This is a genomic window from Neisseria blantyrii, from assembly GCF_962747855.1.
In the GTDB taxonomy this organism is placed as follows: Bacteria; Pseudomonadota; Gammaproteobacteria; order Burkholderiales; family Neisseriaceae; genus Neisseria; species Neisseria viridiae.
In genome coordinates, this window is the sequence record NZ_CAUIZY010000010.1 from 43,217 (window position 1) to 64,011 (window position 20,795).

At 55.3% G+C, this 20,795-nt stretch carries 21 protein-coding genes, 3 tRNA genes, 1 pseudogene and 1 riboswitch; of the genes and pseudogenes, 17 read left to right on the top strand and 8 right to left on the bottom strand.

Features of this window, described 5'->3' with window-relative positions:
• The first annotated feature begins 116 nt into the window (after window positions 1-116).
• Entirely contained in the window at window positions 117-698 is a 582-nt protein-coding gene (locus tag Q9J80_RS08680) for an RDD family protein (RefSeq protein WP_304672835.1), read from the top strand.
• 61 nt (window positions 699-759) lie between these two features.
• Here the strand turns inward: Q9J80_RS08680 and folD are convergent, their stop codons facing one another.
• Window positions 760-1,614: a bifunctional methylenetetrahydrofolate dehydrogenase/methenyltetrahydrofolate cyclohydrolase FolD gene (gene folD / locus Q9J80_RS08685; RefSeq protein ID WP_304672836.1), complete on the bottom strand. Its 855-nt coding sequence runs from the start codon at window positions 1,612-1,614 to the stop codon at window positions 760-762.
• 222 nt (window positions 1,615-1,836) lie between these two features.
• Here folD and Q9J80_RS08690 point away from each other — a divergent pair.
• From Q9J80_RS08690 to Q9J80_RS08720, 7 genes are all read left to right on the top strand, one after another.
• Window positions 1,837-1,914 (top strand) — tRNA-Pro (locus tag Q9J80_RS08690).
• A 24-nt stretch (window positions 1,915-1,938) separates the two neighbouring features.
• Window positions 1,939-2,015 (top strand) — tRNA-Arg (locus Q9J80_RS08695).
• A 27-nt stretch (window positions 2,016-2,042) separates the two neighbouring features.
• A tRNA-His gene (locus tag Q9J80_RS08700) sits at window positions 2,043-2,119 on the top strand.
• Between the two features lie 211 nt (window positions 2,120-2,330).
• Window positions 2,331-2,837 carry an adenylyltransferase/cytidyltransferase family protein gene (locus Q9J80_RS08705; RefSeq protein WP_304672837.1) on the top strand — a complete coding sequence of 169 codons (507 nt, stop codon included), beginning with the start codon at window positions 2,331-2,333 and terminating at the stop codon, window positions 2,835-2,837.
• Window positions 2,834-4,612, top strand: coding sequence for a bifunctional biotin--[acetyl-CoA-carboxylase] ligase/type III pantothenate kinase (locus tag Q9J80_RS08710; RefSeq protein WP_304672838.1), 1,779 nt, complete (start codon window positions 2,834-2,836; stop codon window positions 4,610-4,612). Before Q9J80_RS08705 ends, Q9J80_RS08710 begins: the two co-directional genes overlap by 4 nt.
• A gap of 112 nt (window positions 4,613-4,724) precedes the next feature.
• A complete protein-coding gene (locus tag Q9J80_RS08715; protein WP_301673926.1) occupies window positions 4,725-5,549 on the top strand; it encodes an SPOR domain-containing protein in 825 nt (274 codons plus the stop codon).
• Between the two features lie 490 nt (window positions 5,550-6,039).
• Entirely contained in the window at window positions 6,040-6,219 is a 180-nt protein-coding gene (locus tag Q9J80_RS08720) for a hypothetical protein (protein ID WP_301673927.1), read from the top strand.
• Between the two features lie 94 nt (window positions 6,220-6,313).
• Here the strand turns inward: Q9J80_RS08720 and Q9J80_RS08725 are convergent, their stop codons facing one another.
• From Q9J80_RS08725 to Q9J80_RS08740, 4 genes and pseudogenes are all read right to left on the bottom strand, one after another.
• Entirely contained in the window at window positions 6,314-7,102 is a 789-nt protein-coding gene (locus Q9J80_RS08725; RefSeq protein ID WP_301673950.1) for a thiazole synthase, read from the bottom strand.
• Window positions 7,103-7,177: 75 nt separating this feature from the next.
• Window positions 7,178-7,372 carry a sulfur carrier protein ThiS gene (gene thiS, locus Q9J80_RS08730; protein WP_301673928.1) on the bottom strand — a complete coding sequence of 65 codons (195 nt, stop codon included), beginning with the start codon at window positions 7,370-7,372 and terminating at the stop codon, window positions 7,178-7,180.
• A gap of 30 nt (window positions 7,373-7,402) precedes the next feature.
• Window positions 7,403-7,756: pseudogene (locus Q9J80_RS08735) on the bottom strand (winged helix-turn-helix transcriptional regulator).
• A 22-nt stretch (window positions 7,757-7,778) separates the two neighbouring features.
• On the bottom strand, window positions 7,779-8,597 hold the full coding sequence (locus Q9J80_RS08740; RefSeq protein WP_301673929.1) for an NYN domain-containing protein: 819 nt from the start codon (window positions 8,595-8,597) through the stop codon (window positions 7,779-7,781).
• 36 nt (window positions 8,598-8,633) lie between these two features.
• Between Q9J80_RS08740 and Q9J80_RS08745 the strand changes: the two genes are divergently transcribed.
• Entirely contained in the window at window positions 8,634-9,653 is a 1,020-nt protein-coding gene (locus Q9J80_RS08745; RefSeq protein ID WP_301673930.1) for a zinc-binding alcohol dehydrogenase family protein, read from the top strand.
• Window positions 9,654-9,769: 116 nt separating this feature from the next.
• Here the strand turns inward: Q9J80_RS08745 and thiE are convergent, their stop codons facing one another.
• From thiE to cytX, 3 genes are read right to left on the bottom strand one after another with little or no spacing between them, the layout of a single operon-like run.
• Window positions 9,770-10,387, bottom strand: a complete 618-nt coding sequence (gene thiE / locus Q9J80_RS08750) for a thiamine phosphate synthase (RefSeq protein ID WP_301673931.1) — start codon at window positions 10,385-10,387, stop codon at window positions 9,770-9,772.
• 20 nt (window positions 10,388-10,407) lie between these two features.
• Window positions 10,408-11,508, bottom strand: coding sequence for an FAD-dependent oxidoreductase (locus tag Q9J80_RS08755; RefSeq protein ID WP_301673932.1), 1,101 nt, complete (start codon window positions 11,506-11,508; stop codon window positions 10,408-10,410).
• Window positions 11,505-12,740, bottom strand: coding sequence for a putative hydroxymethylpyrimidine transporter CytX (gene cytX / locus Q9J80_RS08760; protein ID WP_301673933.1), 1,236 nt, complete (start codon window positions 12,738-12,740; stop codon window positions 11,505-11,507). Before cytX ends, Q9J80_RS08755 begins: the two co-directional genes overlap by 4 nt.
• 64 nt (window positions 12,741-12,804) lie before the next feature.
• Window positions 12,805-12,909, bottom strand: a riboswitch (TPP riboswitch).
• A gap of 116 nt (window positions 12,910-13,025) precedes the next feature.
• On the opposite strand from cytX, the gene tldD reads away from it, so the two are divergent.
• From tldD to Q9J80_RS08800, 8 genes are all read left to right on the top strand, one after another.
• The gene (gene tldD, locus Q9J80_RS08765; RefSeq protein ID WP_304672839.1) at window positions 13,026-14,468 is read left to right on the top strand and encodes a metalloprotease TldD; all 1,443 of its coding nucleotides are present in this window, start codon (window positions 13,026-13,028) and stop codon (window positions 14,466-14,468) included.
• Window positions 14,469-14,615: 147 nt separating this feature from the next.
• Complete coding sequence (locus Q9J80_RS08770) at window positions 14,616-15,275, top strand: amino acid ABC transporter permease (RefSeq protein WP_118787545.1); 660 nt, start codon at window positions 14,616-14,618, stop codon at window positions 15,273-15,275.
• Entirely contained in the window at window positions 15,265-15,933 is a 669-nt protein-coding gene (locus Q9J80_RS08775; protein WP_118778402.1) for an amino acid ABC transporter permease, read from the top strand. The genes Q9J80_RS08770 and Q9J80_RS08775 overlap by 11 nt, the downstream gene beginning before the upstream one ends.
• A gap of 1 nt (window position 15,934) precedes the next feature.
• On the top strand, window positions 15,935-16,666 hold the full coding sequence (locus Q9J80_RS08780) for an amino acid ABC transporter ATP-binding protein (protein WP_107819595.1): 732 nt from the start codon (window positions 15,935-15,937) through the stop codon (window positions 16,664-16,666).
• 73 nt (window positions 16,667-16,739) lie between these two features.
• On the top strand, window positions 16,740-17,603 hold the full coding sequence (locus Q9J80_RS08785) for an amino acid ABC transporter substrate-binding protein (RefSeq protein ID WP_118787546.1): 864 nt from the start codon (window positions 16,740-16,742) through the stop codon (window positions 17,601-17,603).
• A 308-nt stretch (window positions 17,604-17,911) separates the two neighbouring features.
• A complete protein-coding gene (gene prmC / locus Q9J80_RS08790) occupies window positions 17,912-18,733 on the top strand; it encodes a peptide chain release factor N(5)-glutamine methyltransferase (protein ID WP_304672840.1) in 822 nt (273 codons plus the stop codon).
• An 85-nt stretch (window positions 18,734-18,818) separates the two neighbouring features.
• Window positions 18,819-20,207, top strand: a complete 1,389-nt coding sequence (locus Q9J80_RS08795; protein WP_304672841.1) for a Na+/H+ antiporter family protein — start codon at window positions 18,819-18,821, stop codon at window positions 20,205-20,207.
• Complete coding sequence (locus tag Q9J80_RS08800) at window positions 20,208-20,432, top strand: SlyX family protein (RefSeq protein WP_118787549.1); 225 nt, start codon at window positions 20,208-20,210, stop codon at window positions 20,430-20,432. It abuts the gene before it with no gap.
• The last annotated feature ends 363 nt before the right edge of the window (window positions 20,433-20,795 follow it).

A 20,795-nucleotide genomic window follows, 5' to 3' on the forward strand; every position in this document is an offset into this window, starting at 1 on the left:
TAACGCCGTATTGGGAAAATGTAAAGTTCTTTATCGAATTTTCTTTTTGGGATTGGCGTTTGCAGCAGTAGGGCGGTAGAATGCCATCTGTTTAAGAACGATTATCAGGAACGGATATGGAAGAAAAAAACGATTACACCGACGCGGTATCCGACAACCGCAACGGGCAGGAAATTGAAGTCGGAATTGCCGGCGCAGGCGACCGGATACTTGCCGCGCTGCTGAACCAATTGTTTACCTTTTTGATTTTGTTGGTGCCGTTTGCCGGACTGATTGCCTTCGCCATCAAGAATGAAGGTAGGATTGTCGGTAGTGAGGAAATATTCGGGCTGCTTTTGGGCATGACTTCCTTTTGGGTCGGACTGGCGGGCATTTTGGTTTATACCGTCGTCCAAATCTACTATATGAGCAGGGACGGGCAGTCATTGGGTAAGAAAATCATGAGAATCCGCGTGTTGAAAACCGACGGCCGTAATCCGGGTTTTGTCGGTACGGTTTTGGTACGCGAAATCGCATGGTCGGTTTTGGTTGCCATTATTGCCGCCGTTATCGGTCTTGCAGTAGGTGACAACGGGGAAAACGCCATCAACCTGCTGGCATTCCTTGCCAACTTTGTCCTGCTCTTTATGGTCAAACGCGACCGCCGCACGCTTTACGACATACTGGCGGATACGGTTGTCGTCAAGCTGCCCAAATAAACGGACGCGGCAAAATGCCGTCTGAAAGCCTTTCAGACGGCATTTTTATCTTCAGAACCGCTCAAGCATCGTGCAGCGAAGCTGCGTGCAGGGTGTTTTCCATCAATGTGGCAATCGTCATCGGACCCACGCCGCCGGGAACGGGCGTAATCATCGCCGCCCGTTCTTTTGCCGTTTCAAATTCCACGTCGCCGCACAGGCTGCCGTCGTCCAGACGGTTGATGCCCACATCGATAACGACCGCGCCGGGTTTGATCCACCCGCCTTTGACAAAGTTCGGAATGCCTACGCCGACGACAAGGATATCGGCCCCGGCAACTTCATCGGCAAGATTTTCGGTCGCACTGTGGCAGATTGTTACCGTTGCACGCGCCAGCAGCAGTTCCAAAGCCTGCGGACGGCCGACGATATTCGATGCGCCGACCACGACCGCTTTTTTCCCCTTCGGATCAATGCCGTAAGCCTCCAAAAGCGTCATCACGCCCTTGGGCGTACACGGGCGCATCAGCGGCATTTTGACCGCCAGCCTGCCGACATTGTAAGGATGGAAGCCGTCCACGTCCTTATCCGGCGAAATACGTTCCAAGACTGCCTGGCTGTCGAGATGCTTCGGCAGTGGAAGCTGAACCAGAATACCGTCCACTTCGGAATCGGCATTCAGGCGGTCGACCAGTGCCAGCAGTTCTTCCTGCGATGTTGATTCGGGCAGCTCGTAAGACAGTGATTTGATGCCGCATTTTTGGCAGGCTGTTTTCTTGTTGCGCACATAAACCGCGCTGGCAGGGTCGTCTCCGACTAAAACCACGGCCAGGCAAGGCGTGTGCAGATTGTCCTGTTGGCGTTGCGCCACCGCTTCGGCAACCGCTTCCAAACGCTTTTGTGAAACTTCTTTACCGTTGATTAGTTGTACCGACATATCCGTCCTTTTGTTAAACAGGTAGAAAATGCTGAAAATTATCGCATTTTCCGTTTGTTTTTACAGCAGGATGTCGAAAATAAATTTGCCCTGAAATAAAATACGGCTGTTTGGACGGATTAAATATTTTTTCAAATCAAAAAACTATATTTTTCATCTTGGTGTCTTGAAAATAAATGTTGACGCATCTTTCCCTGAGTTGTATAGTTCGCTTCTTCAAGTCGGGGCGTAGCGCAGCCCGGTTAGCGCATCTGCTTTGGGAGCAGAGGGTCGTGAGTTCGAATCCCACCGCCCCGACCAATCAATCAGCACGAATCGGCATGAGCGCCCGTAGCTCAACCGGATAGAGCACCGACCTTCTAAGTCGGGGGTTACAGGTTCGATTCCTGTCGGGCGTGCCAAGAATTTGATTGAAAACCGTTTTTATGGTGGCTGTAGCTCAGTTGGTAGAAGCCCCGGATTGTGATTCCGGTTGTCGTGGGTTCGAGCCCCATCAGCCACCCCAGATAAAGGCCCGTACTTTTCGGTACGGGTCTTTTTCCGTTTGCGCGTACTGTCCGCGCCGTCGTACCGGTGCGGCGGTATGCCGTCTGAAAGCCGGGCCGGTCATACGGAAACCGCTTCAGACGGCATTTGCGCCGCCGGCTTTGCCTTTCGCATATGCTTCTGTATCATGTGGGTTTTTCTGTCTTTTATGGTTTTTGTCGGAGGCTTTGATGGTTGACGCTTGGTCTGTCCCTGATTTTGAATCGAAAATCTGTCCGCCCGAGTCGTTGGCGGCGCGTTTGGCGTTGTTGCCGCGCCCGCTGGTGTTTACCAACGGCTGTTTCGACATCCTCCACAGGGGGCACGTTACTTATCTGGCGCAGGCGCGTTCGATGGGGGGCACGTTGGTGCTGGCGTTGAATACCGATGCTTCGGTGCGGCGTTTGGGCAAGGGCGGCGACCGCCCGATTAATCCTTTGGAGAACCGTGCCGCCGTTGCCGCCGCGTTGGAAAGTGTGGATTTGGTAACGTGGTTTGATGAGGATACGCCGGCGGCGTTGATTGAGGCGGTCAAACCTGAGATTTTGGTCAAGGGCGGCGATTGGGCCGTGGATAAGATTGTCGGAGCAGTGGAAACGTTGGCGCGCGGCGGCAAGGTGTTTTCAATTCCGTTTCTGCACCAGACTTCGACGACGAAGACTTTGGCAAAAATCCGTGCTGCCGAGGGTGGAAAATGACGGTTTTGAAGCCTTCGCACTGGCGGGTGTTGGCGGAGCTTGCCGACGGTTTGCCGCAACACGTCTCGCAACTGGCGCGTGTGGCGGACATGAAGCCGCAGCAGCTCAACGGTTTTTGGCAGCAGATGCCGGCGCACATACGCGGGCTGTTGCGCCAACACGACGGCTATTGGCGGCTGGTGCGCCCCTTGGCGGTTTTCGATGCCGAAGGTTTGCGCGCGTTGGGGGAAAGGTCGGGTTTTCAGACGGTATTGAAGCACGAGTGCGCGTCCAGCAACGACGAGATACTGGAATTGGCGCGGATTGCGCCGGACAAGGCGCACAAAACCATATGCGTGACCCACCTGCAAAGTAAGGGTAGGGGGCGGCAGGGGCGGAAGTGGTCGCACCGTTTGGGCGAGTGTCTGATGTTCAGTTTCGGCTGGGTGTTTGACCGGCCGCAGTATGAATTGGGTTCGCTGTCGCCTGCTGCGGCAGTGGCGTGTCGGCGCGCTTTGGGGCGTTTGGGTTTGGAAACGCAAATCAAGTGGCCAAACGATTTGGTCGTCGGACGCGATAAATTGGGCGGTATTCTGATTGAAACGGTCAGGGCGGGCGGCAAAACGGTTGCCGTGGTCGGTATCGGCATCAATTTCGTGCTGCCCAAGGAAGTGGAAAACGCCGCGTCGGTGCAATCGCTGTTTCAGACGGCATCGCGGCGGGGAAATGCCGATGCCAGCGTGCTGCTGGAAACGTTGTTGGCGGAACTTGGTGCGGTGTTGTTGCAATATGCGGAAGAAGGGTTCGCGCCATTTTTAAAGGAATATGAAACGGCCAACCGCGACCACGGCAAGGCGGTATTGCTGTTGCGCGACGGCGAAACCGTGTGCGAAGGCACGGTTAAAGGCGTGGACGGACAAGGCGTTCTGCACTTGGAAACGGCAGAGGGCGAACAGACGGTCGTCAGCGGAGAAATCAGCCTGCGGCCCGACGACAGGCCGGTTCCCGTGCCGAAGCGGCGGGATTCGGAACGTTTTTTGCTGTTGGACGGAGGGAACAGCCGGCTCAAGTGGGCGTGGGTGGAAAACGGCACGTTCGCAACCGTCGGCAGCGCGCCGTACCGCGATTTGTCCCGTTTGGGCGCAGAGTGGGCGGAAAGGGCGGATGACCGCGTCCGTATTGTCGGTTGCGCCGTGTGCGGGGAATCAAAAAAGGCACAGGTTCAGGAACAGCTCGCCCGAAAAATCGAGTGGCTGCCGTCTTCCGCACAGGCTTTGGGCATACGCAACCACTACCGCCACCCCGAAGAACACGGTTCCGACCGCTGGTTCAACGCCTTGGGCAGCCGCCGCTTCAGCCGCAACGCCTGCGTCGTCGTCAGCTGCGGCACGGCGGTAACGGTTGACGCGCTCACCGATGACGGACATTATCTCGGCGGAACCATTATGCCCGGTTTCCACCTGATGAAAGAATCGCTCGCTGTCCGAACCGCCAACCTCAACCGCCCCGCCGGCAAGCGTTACCCTTTCCCGACCACCACAAGCAATGCCATCGCCAGCGGTATGATGGACGCGGTTTGCGGCTCGGTTATGATGATGCACTGCCGTCTGAAAGAAAAAAACGGCGAGGACAAGCCTGTCGATGTCATCATTACCGGCGGCGGTGCGGCGAAAGTTGCAGAAGCCCTGCCGCCTGCATTTTTGGCGGAAAATACCGTGCGCGTGGCGGACAACCTCGTCATCCACGGGCTGCTGAACCTGATTGCCGCCGAAGGCGGGGAATCGGAACACGCTTAGAAAATATGCTCTTTTTCAACACGGGGCGGCATCCGTCCGAATCCATCCGGATTCTGCCGCCCGACAGACTGCCGCCCGGGCGGGCGGGGTTTCAAACATTGAGGAAATTCTGATGAAATGGCTCTTCACCCTTTTGGCGGTACTCAATATTGCCGTATTCGGCGGCACGGTGGGCTATAAATTGGCCGTTAAAGCGGCGGGCGGCGTGCCGGAGAACCGGGTCGCCGAAAACACGCCCCCCGCAACGCCCCCCGCCGGCAATGCGGCGGCATCCGGGGAGGATACGGCGGCACTGCTCAAACCGGGCGATATCCTGACCGAAGAACAGGCGGAGCAGTTGCGCCTGCAAAAAGAAGCAGAACAGAAAAAACTGAAGGAGAAAAAACAGCGCGAGGAAAAAGCCCGCCGCGAAAAACTCGCCGCCGAAAAGGCGCAGGCGGAACGTGAAAACAACGCGGCGGATACCTCATGTGCCGCGCAGGCAAGCCTCACGATGGACGAGGACGACTACCACCGCATCAAAGGGCTTTTGGGCAAATGGTCGCACGTTGCCAGCAGGAGCGTCGAAAAACGCACCGTCAAAGCCAAACCTGCCGACAAAACCTATCGCGTCGTCCTGCCCGTTTCCACCGATGCCGAAAATCAGGCGGCGGAGCTGTCTGCCAAAGGTTTCAACCCCATACCGTTTGACGGCGCATTGAGTTTGGGTGTCGGCAACAGCCGGGAAAACGCCCAAGCCCTGCAAAACCGGCTTGCCGGCGCAGGATTTGGTGGGGCGCATATTGTTGAACGCGCTGCGGAAACCGGCCGGCAGGACGATTCTTTGAGCGTGTCGCGTATGACGGTTTTGTTTACCGGCGTGAATGCCGCCGATGCGGACGAAATCCGTAAAATCACGTCCCCATACGGCAAACTGAGCCTCAAGTCTTGCAAATAGGCGCGAAAGCCGGACAATAAATGCCAAACCCACCGCGAAGGTGGGTTTGGCATTTCGGTTTTGAGTATCTGATATATAAAAAGGGAATGTATGTCTCGTATATGCCGACTCCAAGTGTGAAAGTGAATGATGAGGGAATGCAGTGTTTAATGGTTCGGAATTGACGACTTCCGAGTGGTTTTAATTATACGCTAATAATAATAATTATCAATAAAAATTTAAAAATAAATGTGGATTTTTTGTAACACGATGAAAAATAAATAAATTAAACTATTTTCCGATGTTTGTGATTCGGGACGGCAAACTTTCATTGTGCCGGACAAATCGGGGTCAGCAGGCATAGCTGAGGGCTTCGTGCCTGACGGAAATAAGGTTGCCCGTGTTTGAACATCCGTCCGATTTGGCACGGACGGGGTTGTCATTCGGGGGTGTTTGAGCGTGGATTCGGGGATGTAAAAGCGGTGAAACCGTTGCAGATAAAGGCTTACGGATGGCTTTAGGTATTTTTAAATGTATTCAAACAACAACAAAACGCTTCTTCTGTTGCCGTACTTGGGGCTTGCGCGGCAGCCTGCACACCGTGGAGGCCGGGTGTTTCGTTGGTTGCGGTGTCGGGGTGGGCGGCAAGGTTTTCCGGCCGGTTTCCCTGTTCCTCACGACAAAGCCGTGATGCCGGGGAATGGCGGTTTGTCCGTTTCAAGCTGCCGCCGTTTTGAGCCGCGATGCCGTCTGAACACATTTCAGACGGAATTTCGCTACCCTTTTCAATATTCCGCCGAATGCCAAAACGGCTGTCCGACTGTCGGCGTGCTGGCTTGCGCTTTGGTGCGAGCCTCGACCGGTTCGGCTTCAAATGCCAGCCGTCCGGATTCGACGGCGAGTGCGAAGGCGCGCGCCATATTGACCGGATCGCCGCTGCGGGAAACGGCGGTATTTAACAATACGCCGTCAAAACCCCATTCCATCACTTGCGCCGCTTGGGAAGGCAAACCCAAGCCCGCATCGATAATCAGCAGCGTGTCGGGCAGGCGTTCGCGCAGGACTTTGAGCGCGTAGGCGTGAACCGCGCCCAAACCCGTGCCGATGGGGGCCGCCCACGGCATCAACGCCTGACAGCCCGCATCGAGCAGGCGGCGGCAGGCAATCAGGTCTTCGGTGCAATAAGGCAGCACTTTGAAGCCGTCTTGAATCAGGATTTCCGCCGCTTCGACAAGCTGGAATACATCCGGCTGCAAGGTGTCGTCGTCGCCGATGAGTTCCAATTTTATCCAATCGGTTTCAAACACTTCGCGCGCCATCTGCGCCGTCGTTACCGCTTCCTGCACGCTTTGGCAGCCTGCCGTGTTCGGCAGCACGGGCACGCCGTTTTCTTGCAATAACGACCAAAAACCCTGCCCGTGCGCCTCACCGCCGCTTCCCGCGCGGCGTAGCGAGACGGTAATCATCGCGGGTTGGGCGGTTCGGACGGATTGTTTGAGGATTTCCGGGGTCGGGTAGGCGGCCGTGCCGAGCAGCAGCCGCGAAGGGAAAGTTTCGCCGTATAGGGTGAGCATAAAAATTCCTTGATATGTTTGGGATACGATGCCGTCTGAAAGCCAGCGGAGTGCCTTTGGGGTTTCAGACGGCATTCAGCCGCCGACGACGGGGCGGACGATGTCGATTTTGTCGTTTTCGTTTAAAACCGTTTCCGCATACGCGCCTTTGGGGATGAAAACGGTATTGACCGCCACGGCAAAAGGCTGTTGCGGCGCGGTTTGGGCGATGAGGTCGGCAACGGTCGTGCCGTGGAGTTCGGCGGGTTCGCCGTTTAAGATGATGTTCATGGTTTCTCGATATTTCGTAGGTAAGTTTCTTTATTCGCGATGCGCCTGTTCCTGCTTGAACCCGTCGCCCCATTCCTTCAATGCCGTCAGCACGGGCGCAAGCGTTTTGCCGTAGTCGGTCAGGCGGTATTATACGCGCGGCGGGACTTCGGGATACACAGTACGCAAAATGATGCCGTCGGCTTCCAATGCGCGCAGTTGGGCGGTCAGCGTGCGTTGCGACACATCGGGCAGGATGCGGCGGATTTGGTTGAAGCGCAGCGTGCCGTCCGTGTGCAGGCGGTAGAGTATCGTGCCTTTCCATTTGCCGCCGATGACGGAAAGCGCGGCTTCCACCGAACAGCCTTCGGCGCAGTCGTAGCTTGGGTGCGGTGTGCGGGGCATGATGGTATCCTTTTGAATTTTGTTATTTCGTTCTTTTATTTTTTACATACAGTTGGGATTTATTTTCAGACAATTTGGTTTCGAAAATATCGATAGCACGGAACAAATCCCCCAATTTTTCGTAACCGTAGTTCCTACTGTCGAAAGAAGATTGATTGTTGATAACTTTACCGACGTGACTTAACGGAGCCCAACCGTCTTCATCACGGCAGTTGGCAATTGCCTCTCGCAGCAGGTTCATTAGAGCAGTATCGCATTTCAATTCGTTAGCTGTTTTCTTGCGGATTCCCGAATTAGGTGCGGTACCGGCTGCATGATTACTTCCACTATCCAAAAATAGAAATTTATTGCAGGCCGCCACTAAGGACTTAGGCGTTTTCTGTTCGCCAAACCCGATGACCTGTTTACCCTCCATTTTGATACGCATGACTAATGGCGTGAAATCGCTATCGGAAGAGACGATACAGAATACGTCTATTTTCTTATGAAACAGCAAATCCATCATGTCGATAGTCATCATCATATCAGTAGCATTCTTGCCTTTCGTGTAATCAAATTGCTGCACAGGGGCAAGTGCATAATCCAGTAATACGGCTTCCCAACTTTTTAGCCTCTCTTCTTTCCAGTTGCCGTAAATCTTACGAATCATAACTGAGCCGTATCCGGCAAGCTCGTTGATGATGAATTCGATTTTATTGGCAGGTGCATTGTCTGCATCGATAAAAAGAGCAACGACAGATTGTTCGGGCAGAGGTTTCAATTTTTTCTCCGTAATCGGTAACTTAAAAGTAACTATCTGAAAAATAAGTGCGTTCTTGTTAATAGTGTGCTTCGGGTGCATGATACACGCTTTCTGACGACCTAACAGGAGAACATCATGAAAGCCATCGGTTTCAACCGCCCTTTGCCCGTTTCCAACCCTGAAGCCCTGCTCGACATCAATCTGCCCGAACCCGAACTGCGGCCGCACGATATTTTGGTTGCCGTGCAGGCGGTTTCAGTCAATCCTGTCGATGTGAAAGTTCGGGCGGCGCATACGCCTGCGGCAGGGCAGTACCGCGTATTGGGTTACGACGCGGCAGGCATCGTTCAGGCGGTCGGCAGCGAAGTGCGGCATTTCAAAGTCGGCGACGAAGCGTATTACGCGGGTGCCATCAACCGCCAAGGTTCGAACGCTCAATTACAGGCGGTGGACGCGCGCATTGCCGCCAAAAAGCCGCGTTCGCTGGATTTTGCCCAAGCCACCGCGCTGCCACTGACGGCGATTACCGCATGGGAAACGCTGTTCGACCGCTTGGACGTGAACAAACCCGTGGCAGGCGGCGCCAATGCGCTGCTCTTAATCGGCGGTGCAGGCGGGGTCGGCTCGCTTGCCATCCAGTTGCTGAAAAAGCTGACCGGCATCCAAGTCATCGCCACCGCTTCCCGCCCCGAAAGCCGCGCGTGGGTGAAGGAATTGGGCGCGGATTTCGTCATCAACCATCATGAAAACATGGCGGAACAGATTGCCGCGTTAAATATCGGCGCGCCATCGTTTGTTTTTTCCACCAACCATACCGACCGCCATCTGCCGCAAATCGTGGAACTCATCGCACCGCAAGGCAGAATCGCGCTGATTGACGACCCCGAAACGCTGGACGTGAACCCGCTCAAAGGCAAAAGCCTGTCGCTGCATTGGGAATTTATGTTTACCCGCCCGCTGCGCGAAACGGCAGACATCGAACAGCAGGGCGAAATCCTTGCTGAAACCGCGCGGCTGGTGGACGAAGGCATCATCCGCCCGACCGCCACCCAAATCCTGCACGGCATCAATGCCGCCAACCTGCGCCACGCCCATGAGATGCTGGAATGCGGAGATATGGTCGGCAAACTGGTGGTGGAAGGCTGGGACAACTGAATCCACCGATTATTCTTTACGCCGTTATGCCCGCGTCTACCTGTATAGCATCTGAAATAACGGCAATCGAATATCCTAATTGAGCAGGTCGTCTGAAATTTGGTTTTCAGACGACCTTATTCATTCCACAAAGCCTGAAACGCTTTAACCACCGCTTCGGGATTTGCCGCTTCGGTCACGGTGCGGACGACGGCGAGTGAGGAAACGCCGGTTGCCAATACCTCTTCAGCATTGTTCAAATCGATGCCGCCAATGGCGACGACAGGCGTGCCGCGTGCCTGTTTCACATATTCGCGCAGTTTGTCCAAGCCTTGCGGGGCGGTGGGCATTTGCTTGGTCGTGGTCGGGAAAATCGCGCCGCTGGCGACATAGCTAGGGTGTACGGACAGGGCGCGGTCGAGTTCGGCAACGGAGTGCGTACTCAAACCCAAACGCAAACCGGCGGCGGCAATGGCGGCAAGGTCGGCGGTGTCCATGTCTTCCTGCCCGAGATGCACGCCGTACGCGTCTGCTTCTATCGCTTCGCGCCAGTGGTCATTGATGAAAAGCTGCGTGCGGCTGCCACGGCAGGCGGCGACGCAGCGGGCGATTTCGCGTTTCAATTCGTTGCCGTGCAAGGTTTTGCAGCGCAGTTGCACGGTATCCGCACCTGCTTTGACCATGCGTTCCACCCAATCGGCGGTGGGAACGACGGCGTAGAATTTGAGCGGAGATTTCAAGGGGGGGAAGGTCATAGGGTTCCTTTCAGACGGCTTTAATCTTGTCTTCGGATATACGCCAAACCGCTTTCTTCATCACGTTCGGGCGCGTCTTTTCCGTCAAACAGTGCCACTGCCAATCTGACGGCGGCGGCGGTTACGGCGGGGGAAATCATAAAGCCGTGGCGGAACAGGCCGTTGATTTCGATGAGGCGTTGGGCGCGGCTGTAGCGGATTTCGGGGTTGTGGTGGTTGAGCGTGGGGCGCAGGCCGGTGGCGATTTCGAGGATGTCGGCTTCGCCGAAGGCAGGATGGACGGCATAAAGCGCGGATAAAAGTTCCAGCCCGGAACGCACGCTGGCGGGGGCTTGGCTTTCGCTTTCGATTTGGGTCGCGCCGATGACGAAGACGTGATTTTCTTTTGGGGCAATGTAGAGCGGGTAACGCGGATGGAGCAGGCGCACGGGGCGGTTGAGCGTGATTTCGGGCGTATAAACCCGCGCCACTTCGCCGCGTATGCCGCGCAAAGTGCTGGTGTGTTCGGGGGCTTGGTTCCACGCGGTTTTTGCGCCGTAACCGCGGCAGTCGATCAGCCAGTCGTATTGGGCTTGCAGGTCTTCGGGGGCACATTCGTGTTCCCAATGGCAAGGGACGTTCAGTTCGTCCAAAGCGTCGGCAAGTGCAGACAACATCTGCCGTCCGTTGAGCTGGCCTTCGGTCGGCAGGTAGATGCCGTCTGAAAAACGTCCGCCGAGTTGCGGTTCGCGTTTGGCGATGTCGTCGGCGCGCCAACGGACGATTTCGTCATCCGCTACGCCGCCGCGTTTGAGATGGCGGACGAACTCGCTGGATAATGGCTTGTCCTGCCCGTGCCACACAATCAGGCTGCCGTTTTCCTGCATCATCGTGTGCGTGTTCAGACGGCATCGGATGCCGCGCCAAAGCTGAATGCTCTGCCTGCCCAGCCTGATGACTTCAGGCGTGGCTTCGACCGCTTCCGCAGCAGGCGCGAGCATGGCGGCGGCAACATAAGCGGCGGCGTGTTCGCCTTGGCGAGTGCCTTTGTCGAAAAGTGCAATCTGATAACCTTGTTCTGCAAGTTGCAGTGCGGTCAGCCTTCCCGAGAGGCCGCCGCCGAGGATGGCGATACGGGTCATGACGGGTTCCTTTGTATGTCGGATGATTTTTTAAACGGTAGGCGTACCGATACGGTGGCAATGGCGGTAGCAATCATTACGGGCGCGGTCAGGCCGATGCTGCTTTCCCAGCCTGCCGACAGCAGGGAGCGGTAGAGAATGAAGCCGGCCAGCCATAAGGCCAGTCCGACAACATCAAAGCCTTTTACTTCCTCACGTCGTTTTAAGACGAAGAAGTCGGCAATCAAAACTGCCGCCATCGGCGCAAATACCGAGCCGATCAAGAGGAGGAAGTTTTCATATTCGGTAACGGGCAGGAGGACGGCAAGCAGTGTGCCGACAACGGCGACGGCAATGGCGACGGGTGTTTCCGCAAGTTTGGCGGAAATATTGTTGGCACTTACGCCGGCGGAGTAAGCATCGAGAAAAGTGGTGGTAACGGTCGACAGGACGACTGCCAGAATGCCCGTTATGCCCAAGCCCGCGCCCAACAGGATTTTTGCCACATCGGTTTCTCCGGTGAACAACGCTGCTGCCAAACCCAAGGCATACATCCAGCAGCCCGTCAGCGTATAGGCGAGCGTTGCCGTCAGGGTTGCCGCAAACGGGCGGCGTGCTTGGCGTGTGTAGTCGGCGGCCAGCGGCAGCCAGGAAAGCGGCATGACGGCGGACAATTCGACTGCTGTTCCGAAGCTCATGCCGTCTGAAACCTGTGCGGCGGTGCTGCCTGCCGTGGAAAAGACTTCGGCACTCAGCCACAGAACCGCCAACAGCATCAGCACCATCGAACCGGTTTTCAGCCAGCCTGTTTTGCGTGCGCCGAAAATCAGCCACAAGACAATCAGCGCGCCGTTGGCAAAAGCCCACCAAGAAAACGATCCGTTTTGCCAGAGCATTTTGCCCAGTGCGGAACTTGCCGCCGCACCCGAATAAATCATGACGGCCGTCCAGCCGACCAGTTGCAGCACGTTCGCCGCCGAAAATAAGACGGAACCGCCTGTGCCGAACGACAGGCGTATGCTTTCCATCGCGCTTTTTTGCGTGAATGCGCCGATATATGCCGCCGCGAAAAACAATATGCCGCCGATGGCATGGCCGAGCAGCAGTGCCGCCAAACCGCGTTGCCAGCCCAAGGGGGCGAGCAGTGTGCCCGTGCTGATTTCGGCAATCGATACCGCCGCGCCGAACCAAATCAGCCCGATGCCGGCAGCGGAGGCGGCAGACGAAGGTTGTTGTGAAATATTGCCCGACATATGACGTCCTTTAAAAAGAAGGAAGGTGGGCGGGGAAGTGCGGAAAGGGAACGGAAGCCCGAACGGGCAGGGAAGGTTTGTTTCCTACGCAGGCATTACCCCGACAGGTTCTACGGATTTTGCTTTCGCAATCTCAGCCGCCCGGCGGGCAGCACTCCGACAAAGAGCTTTAAGTGTACACAAAAGCAGGGGATGTTGGCAAAAATCTTACATTTCAGGCGGCACGATACATTTTCATAACAAATGCCGTATAATCGGCCCACTGATTTTTTATGCTCCGACACCATGCATCAAACCTATTATGCCGTACGGCGAGATTTGCTCGAAGCCAACCATCTTTCTCCCGATTTGCTCGCCCAAAGCCTGAGCATTATCGGCACCAACCATGTCGATTATGCCGACATTTATTGTCAGCGCACCGCCTATGAAAGTTGGCATCTGGAAGAAGGCATCGTCAAATCGGGCAGCTTCCAAATCGATCAGGGTGTGGGCGTGCGTGCCGTTTCGGGCGATAAAACCGCTTTTGCCTACGCCGACAGCCTGTGTATTGATTCGATCAACCGCTCTGCCAAAGCCGTTCGCGTGATTGGTGCGGCCGGTGGCGAGGCCAGCGTCAAAGTGCCGACACCTGCCTACGGCAAGCCTGTCCACATGGCGATGGATCCTATTGCCAGCCTTGATTCCGCTGCCAAAGTCGCGTTGTTGAACAAAGTCGAAACGCTCGCCAAAGCCGCCGATCCGCGCATCGTGCAAGTGATGGCGGGTTTGACCTGCGAATACGATATGGTTTACCTCGCCCGTCTGGACGGCAAACACGCCGCCGACATCCGCCCGATGGTGCGCCTGAACGTTACCGTCATCGCCAGACAGGGCGAACGCCGCGAACAGGGCAGCGCGGGCGGCGGAGGACGCTACGACTTGGCTTATTTCGATGAAACTCTGGTGCGGCAGTTTGTCGATGCCGCCGTCAAGCAGGCACTCACCAATCTCGAATCCCGCCCCGCGCCCGCCGGAGAAATGACCGTCGTTTTGGGCAACGGCTGGCCGGGCGTGTTGTTGCACGAAGCGGTCGGACACGGTTTGGAAGGCGATTTCAACCGCAAGGGAACCAGCGTCTTTTCCGGCCGGATCGGCGAGCGCGTCGCCGCCAAAGGCGTTACCGTCGTCGATCAGGGCGATATTGCCGGCCGGCGCGGTTCGCTCAACATCGACGACGAAGGCAACGAAACCCGCCGCACCGTATTGATTGAAGACGGTATTTTGACCGGCTATATGCAGGACGAAACCAACGCCCGCCTGACGGGTACGCAATCGACCGGCAACGGCCGCCGCGAAAGTTACGCTTCCGCGCCTATGCCGCGCATGACCAACACCTTTATGGAAAACGGCGGCTACGAACCCGACGAAATCATCGCGTCCATCGACAAAGGCATTTACGCCGTCAACTTCGGCGGCGGACAAGTGGACATTACCAGCGGCAAATTCGTGTTCAGCGCGTCCGAAGCGTGGTGGGTGGAAGGCGGCAAACTGCAATACCCTGTCAAAGGCGCGACCATCATCGGCAATGGACCCGAAGTGCTGAAACACGTTTCGATGATAGGCAACGATACCGCGCTCGACAGCGGTGTCGGCGTGTGCGGCAAAGAAGGGCAGAGCGTCCCCGTCGGCGTGGGGCAGCCGACCCTGCGTATCGATGCCGGGCTGACCGTCGGCGGCAGCGCAATCTGACGCGGAATCCGGCGCGATGCCGTCTGAAGGCTTCAGACGGCATCGCCTTATTCTTTTTTCCGATGTTTGATATTCCCAAGCATTCTTTAACATTATCTTACAAGTTCATTAAAATACCGCCTTTCGTTAAGCTGATTTCTGATTCTGATGAACTGGCCTTATCTGATTGATGCCGTACCCAAATTCGCCGATGCGGCAAAGCTGACGCTGGAATTGTCCGTTTACGGCGTTGTTTTGTCGTTGCTGTTCGGACTGCCCGTCGCCGTGGTAACGGCATACCGCATCCGCCCCTTCTACGCATTGGCACGCGCCTATATCGAACTGTCGCGCAATACGCCCCTGCTGATTCAGCTGTTTTTCCTGTATTACGGCCTGCCGAAAATGGGCATCAAATGGGACGGCTTCACCTGCGGCGTAATCGCGCTGGTTTTCTTGGGCGCAAGCTATATGGCGGAAGCTGTCCGCGCCGGCATCCTCGCCGTACCAAAAGGGCAGGTCGAAGCGGGCAAGGCAATCGGTTTGAGCCGCTTTCAAGTGTTCCGCTATGTCGAATTGCCGCAGGCTTGGGCGGTCGCTTTTCCGGCTGTCGCCGCTAATATATTGTTTTTAATGAAAGAAACATCCGTTATTAGCGCGGTCGGCATTGCGGAATTGTTGTTTGTTACCAAAGATGTGATTGGTATGGACTACAAAACCAACGAGGCTTTGTTTTTGTTGTTTGCCGCTTATTTGATTATCCTGCTGCCTGTTTCTTTGTTGGTACGGCGATTGGAAAACCGCATACGGAGTGCGAAATATGGCATTTGAATGGCTGTTTGAAGGAAAAAATGCGGCACGGTTGGGCGAAGGCCTGCTCTTAACGGCACAAATTTCTTTAATCTCTGTCGCGGCTTCTTGCGTATTGGGAACGCTGTTCGGCCTGGTTTTGCGTTCGCGCAACCGGCTTGTCCGCTTTATCGGGCGGTTTTATCTCGAAACCATCCGCATCGTGCCGATTTTGGTGTGGTTGTTCGGACTGTATTTCGGTTTGTCCGTGTGGACGGGCATACACATCGGCGGATTTTGGGTCTGCGTTTGGGTTTTCACGCTTTGGGGCATCGCCGAAATGGGCGATTTGGTGCGCGGCGCATTGGAATCGATTGAAAAACATCAGGTGGAATCGGGCTTGGCACTGGGTTTGAGCCGCCGCCAAGTGTTCCGATACATCGAATTGCCGCAAAGTGTCCGCCGCGCTTTGCCGGGGGCGGTTAATTTGTTTACGCGAATGATTAAAACCAGTTCGCTCGCCTCGCTTATCGGCGTGATTGAAGTGGTCAAAGTGGGGCAGCAAATTATTGAAAACTCGCTGCTGACGCAGCCCAATGCTTCATTTTGGGTTTATGGACTGATTTTTATGCTGTATTTTTTATGTTGCTGGCCGCTGTCGCTGCTGGCGGCAAAGCTGGAACAAAAATGGGAACACTGATATGGCTTTATTGAGCATCCGCAAGCTGCACAAACAATACGGCAACGTAACCGCCATCCAATCTTTAGACTTGGACTTGGAAAAAGGCGAAGTCATCGTACTGCTGGGCCCGTCCGGCTGCGGCAAATCCACCCTCCTGCGCTGCGTCAACGGTTTGGAGCCGCACCAAGGCGGCAGCATCGTGATGGACGGCATCGGCGAATTCGGCAAAGACGTTTCCTGGCAAACCGCCCGGCAAAAAGTCGGTATGGTCTTTCAAAGCTACGAACTGTTTGCCCACATGACCGTCATCGAAAACATCCTCTTAGGCCCGGTAAAAGTACAAAACCGCAACCGCGCCGAAGCGGAAGCACAAGCCGACAAATTATTGGAACGCGTCGGTTTGTCCGACCGCAAAAACGCCTATCCGCGCGAACTTTCCGGCGGACAAAAACAGCGCATCGCCATTGTCCGCGCCCTGTGCCTGAATCCGGAAGTGATTTTGTTGGACGAGATCACTGCCGCACTCGACCCCGAAATGGTGCGCGAAGTCTTGGAAGTGGTTTTGGAACTCGCCCGCGAAGGGATGAGTATGCTCATCGTAACCCACGAAATGGGGTTCGCCCGCAAAGTTGCCGACCGCATCGTCTTTATGGACAAAGGCGGCATCGTCGAATCGTCCGACCCCGAAACCTTTTTTTCCGCACCAAAAAGCGAACGCGCCCGCCAATTTCTGGCAGGTATGGACTACTGATTTACCGCAAACCGTCCGAACCCCTTTCAGACGGCATTTCATCCCAAGCAAACATTCAAAAAGGAGATTCCCAATGAAACTGAATGCCAAACTCAAAGCCCTTTTGGCTTCCGCCGCCATCGCCGTCGGTCTGACCGCCTGCGGAGGCGGCAGCAGCGGCTCCGGCGATGCCCAATCTTCACAAAGCAGCGGTGCGGCAACTGTTGCCGCCATCAAGGAAAAAGGCGTGATCCGCATCGGCGTATTCGGCGACAAGCCCCCGTTCGGCTATGTGGACGCAAACGGTAAAAACCAAGGTTTTGACGTTGAAATCGCCAAAGACCTGGCCAAAGACCTGCTCGGCAGCCCCGACAAAGTCGAGTTCGTCCTGACCGAGGCCGCAAACCGCGTCGAATACGTCCGTTCCGGCAAAGTCGACCTCATCCTCGCCAACTTCACCAAAACTCCCGAACGCGCCGAAGCCGTCGATTTTGCCGACCCCTATATGAAAGTGGCGTTGGGCGTGGTTTCCCCCAAAGGCAAACCGATTACCGACGTAGCGCAACTGAAAGACCAAACCCTGCTGGTCAACAAAGGCACGACCGCCGATGCCTTTTTCACCAAAAACCATCCCGAAGTCAAATTATTGAAATTCGACCAAAACACCGAAACCTTCGACGCGCTGAAAGACGGACGCGGCGCGGCACTCGCCCACGACAATGCCCTGCTGTGGGCGTGGGCGAAAGAAAACCCGGATTTTGAAGTCGCCATCGGTAATTTAGGCCCTGCCGAATTTATCGCCCCCGCCGTTCAAAAAGGCAATGCCGACCTCCTGAACTGGGTCAACGGCGAAATCGCCGCCATGAAAAAAGACGGCCGTCTGAAAGCCGCCTATGAAAAAACCCTCTTGCCCGTGTATGGCGAAAAAGTCAAACCGGAAGCATTGCTGGCCGAATAAGTTTGTTTGACAAGAAAATCCGTATCCGCATTTGAAGGCGGGTGCGGATTTTTTTCAGCCGCCGAAAATATCGCAAATTCAAAGGAAAACCAACTATGTCATTGTTTTTTATTTATTCCGTTGTTGCCGCTTGCGCGGAATAACGGCGGAGCGTTTCTGTTGTTCGGATAAATTCCTACGGTATTGAAACGGCGATAAGGTGTTTTTCTTTATTATATAATTTCAATGCAAAATGATATTTTCTGAATCAGCGTGCCGCAAAGCCGGAAAAAATGTTCGAGCCGCATCAGCGGCAGACTGGATAAAAAATGACGTTTGACGAATGGTTGGGCTTGTCAATACTGCCCAAAAATGAAGCAAGAATGCTGCTGCAATATGTTTCGGAACATACGCGCGTGCAGTTGTTGACGCGGGGCGGGGAAGAAATGCCGGACGAAGTCCGACAGCGGGCGGACAGGCTGGCGCAACGCCGTCTGAACGGCGAGCCGGTTGCCTATATTTTAGGTGTGCGCGAATTTTATGGCAGACGCTTTACAGTCAATCCGAGCGTGCTGATTCCGCGCCCCGAAACCGAACACTTGGTCGAAGCCGTATTGGCGCGCCTGCCCGAAAACGGGCGCGCGTGGGATTTGGGGACGGGCAGCGGCGCGGTTGCCGTAACCGTCGCGCTCGAACGCCCCGATGCGTTTGTGCGCGCATCCGACATCAGCCCGCCCGCCCTTGAAACGGCGCGGAAAAATGCGGCAGATTTGGGCGCGCGGGTCGAATTTGCATACGGTTCGTGGTTCGACACCGATATGCCGTCTGAAGGGAAATGGGACATCATCGTGTCCAACCCGCCCTATATCGAAAACGGCGATAAACATTTGTCGCAAGGCGATTTGCGGTTTGAGCCGCAAATCGCGCTGACCGACTTTTCAGACGGCCTAAGCTGCATCAGGGCATTGGCGCAAGGCGCGCCCGACCGTTTGGCGGAAGGCGGTTTTTTGTTGCTGGAACACGGTTTCGATCAGGGCGCGGCGGTGCGCGGCGTGTTGGCGGAGAATGGTTTTTCAGGAGTGGAAACCCTGCCGGATTTGGCGGGTTTGGACAGGGTTACGCTGGGGAAGTATATGAAGCATTTGAAATAATTGTTTGCAAAATTGGCGGGTTTTCCGTTATTGGGTTATGATGTGTTTCGATATGTAAACATTTATAGGTTTGGAGCGATAAACAATGAATGCAGTCGTAGTTGCCGTAATCGTTATGCTGGTGCTGTCGCTGTCGCGCGTGCACGTGGTATTGAGCCTGACGGTCGGCGCGTTTGTCGGCGGCGCGGTGGCGGGTATGCCGCTGCAAAACATTGCCGATGCGGCGGGCCAGGTCAGTCAGGCGGGGATTATCCCCGTGTTCAACAAAGGTTTGGAAGGCGGTGCGAAGATTGCGCTTTCTTATGCGATGCTCGGCGCGTTTGCAATGGCGATTACCCATTCCGGCCTGCCGCAGCAGCTTGCCGGCGCGGTCGTCCGCAAGCTGAACCGGGGCGGTATGCCCGACAGCGTGCGTTCGGGCGAGGGCGCGGTCAAATGGCTGCTGCTTTCCATCATCCTTGTGATGGGCATTATGAGTCAGAACATCATCCCCATCCACATTGCCTTTATCCCGATGATTGTTCCGCCGCTGCTTTTGGTGTTCAACCGCCTGAAAATCGACCGCCGCCTGATTGCGTGCGTCATCACTTTCGGGCTGGTTACGACTTATATGTTCCTGCCTTACGGCTTCGGCGCGATTTTTTTGAACGAAATCCTGTTGGGCAACATCCATTCCGCCGCGCCGGAACTCGACGTTAAAAACATCAACGTGATGGCGGCAATGGCGATTCCTGCATTGGGTATGGTAACCGGACTCCTGCTGGCGTTTGTCCACTACCGCAAACCGCGACTGTACCAAAGCAACAATGCCGATACGGCGGGCAACGCCGATGCGGCAAACCGTCCGCAGCCGTCCGCCTACCGCAGCCTAGTTGCCGCCGCCGCCATTGCCGTATGCTTTGCCATACAGTTGATGTATGAAGACTCGCTGGTGTTGGGCGCGATGCTCGGTTTCGCTGTATTTATGATGTTGGGGGTCATCAACCGCGACAAGGCAAACGACGTATTCGGCGAAGGCATCAAGATGATGGCGATGGTCGGCTTCATTATGATTGCCGCGCAGGGTTTTGCCGCCGTGATGAATGCGACCGGGCATATTCAGCCGCTGGTGGAAAGCAGTATGGCGATATTCGGCAACAGCAAAGGTATGGCGGCGTTGGCGATGCTGGTGGTGGGGCTTTTGGTAACGATGGGCATCGGTTCGTCCTTTTCCACTTTGCCGATTATTGCCGCGATTTATGTGCCTTTGTGTGTCGGTTTGGGTTTTTCGCCGCTTGCCACCGTCGCCATTGTCGGCACGGCGGGGGCGTTGGGCGATGCCGGTTCGCCTGCGTCCGATTCCACGCTGGGTCCGACGATGGGGCTGAACGCCGACGGACAACACGACCACATCCGCGATTCCGTTATCCCGACCTTCATCCACTACAACATCCCGCTGTTGATTGCCGGCTGGATTGCCGCGATGGTGCTGTAAATGGACGCGGTTCAAGAGTTGGAACACCGCATCACAGAGCTGGAAATCCAATCCGCGCTTCAGGAAGACGTAATCGCCGGCCTGAACGCGATGGTGGCGGAATTGCGGCAGACGCTGGATTTGCAACAGGCTCAGTTGAGGCTGCTGTATCAAAAAATGCAGGACAGGAATCCCGGCGCGCAAGAGCCGTATTCCCTGCGCGACGAGATTCCGCCGCATTATTGATGCGCCGCCGTATCCGGATTTCCTTAAAAAAGGCTGTGTTTGAATATTCCGCCGATGCAAACCTAAGATGTAACTTTAATCAGTCGGACAAAATGCCTTTTATCCGATGGAACCGTTTTCCGCCCGAACGGAAATAAGCGGCTCCCCCCGCTGCAAACAGATAAAACCAACCGGGTATTCAAACACAGCCAAAAAAAAGCCGTCCGAACCCAAAGGGGACAGACGGCCAAACACATTACGGGGAAAACGTCTTACTCAATGAGTCTGCGAAACAGACATTGCTAAAACAACTGCAATTATAAGGTAAGTTTATTTTTTTTTTTTTTTTTTTTTTTTTTTTTTTTTAAAAAAAATAAAATTTTT

Excerpts from the sequence above, each read along its gene's own strand:
- Q9J80_RS08680 (WP_304672835.1), top strand. The coding sequence starts at position 117 with ATGGAAGAAAAAAACGATTACACCGACGCGGTATCCGACAACCGCAAC.
- folD (WP_304672836.1), bottom strand. The coding sequence starts at position 1,614 with ATGTCGGTACAACTAATCAACGGTAAAGAAGTTTCACAAAAGCGTTTG.
- Q9J80_RS08705 (WP_304672837.1), top strand. The coding sequence starts at position 2,331 with ATGGTTGACGCTTGGTCTGTCCCTGATTTTGAATCGAAAATCTGTCCG.
- Q9J80_RS08710 (WP_304672838.1), top strand. The coding sequence starts at position 2,834 with ATGACGGTTTTGAAGCCTTCGCACTGGCGGGTGTTGGCGGAGCTTGCC.
- Q9J80_RS08715 (WP_301673926.1), top strand. The coding sequence starts at position 4,725 with ATGAAATGGCTCTTCACCCTTTTGGCGGTACTCAATATTGCCGTATTC.
- Q9J80_RS08720 (WP_301673927.1), top strand. The coding sequence starts at position 6,040 with ATGGCTTTAGGTATTTTTAAATGTATTCAAACAACAACAAAACGCTTC.
- Q9J80_RS08725 (WP_301673950.1), bottom strand. The coding sequence starts at position 7,102 with ATGCTCACCCTATACGGCGAAACTTTCCCTTCGCGGCTGCTGCTCGGC.
- thiS (WP_301673928.1), bottom strand. The coding sequence starts at position 7,372 with ATGAACATCATCTTAAACGGCGAACCCGCCGAACTCCACGGCACGACC.
- Q9J80_RS08740 (WP_301673929.1), bottom strand. The coding sequence starts at position 8,597 with ATGCACCCGAAGCACACTATTAACAAGAACGCACTTATTTTTCAGATA.
- Q9J80_RS08745 (WP_301673930.1), top strand. The coding sequence starts at position 8,634 with ATGAAAGCCATCGGTTTCAACCGCCCTTTGCCCGTTTCCAACCCTGAA.
- thiE (WP_301673931.1), bottom strand. The coding sequence starts at position 10,387 with ATGACCTTCCCCCCCTTGAAATCTCCGCTCAAATTCTACGCCGTCGTT.
- Q9J80_RS08755 (WP_301673932.1), bottom strand. The coding sequence starts at position 11,508 with ATGACCCGTATCGCCATCCTCGGCGGCGGCCTCTCGGGAAGGCTGACC.
- cytX (WP_301673933.1), bottom strand. The coding sequence starts at position 12,740 with ATGTCGGGCAATATTTCACAACAACCTTCGTCTGCCGCCTCCGCTGCC.
- tldD (WP_304672839.1), top strand. The coding sequence starts at position 13,026 with ATGCATCAAACCTATTATGCCGTACGGCGAGATTTGCTCGAAGCCAAC.
- Q9J80_RS08770 (WP_118787545.1), top strand. The coding sequence starts at position 14,616 with ATGAACTGGCCTTATCTGATTGATGCCGTACCCAAATTCGCCGATGCG.
- Q9J80_RS08775 (WP_118778402.1), top strand. The coding sequence starts at position 15,265 with ATGGCATTTGAATGGCTGTTTGAAGGAAAAAATGCGGCACGGTTGGGC.
- Q9J80_RS08780 (WP_107819595.1), top strand. The coding sequence starts at position 15,935 with ATGGCTTTATTGAGCATCCGCAAGCTGCACAAACAATACGGCAACGTA.
- Q9J80_RS08785 (WP_118787546.1), top strand. The coding sequence starts at position 16,740 with ATGAAACTGAATGCCAAACTCAAAGCCCTTTTGGCTTCCGCCGCCATC.
- prmC (WP_304672840.1), top strand. The coding sequence starts at position 17,912 with ATGACGTTTGACGAATGGTTGGGCTTGTCAATACTGCCCAAAAATGAA.
- Q9J80_RS08795 (WP_304672841.1), top strand. The coding sequence starts at position 18,819 with ATGAATGCAGTCGTAGTTGCCGTAATCGTTATGCTGGTGCTGTCGCTG.
- Q9J80_RS08800 (WP_118787549.1), top strand. The coding sequence starts at position 20,208 with ATGGACGCGGTTCAAGAGTTGGAACACCGCATCACAGAGCTGGAAATC.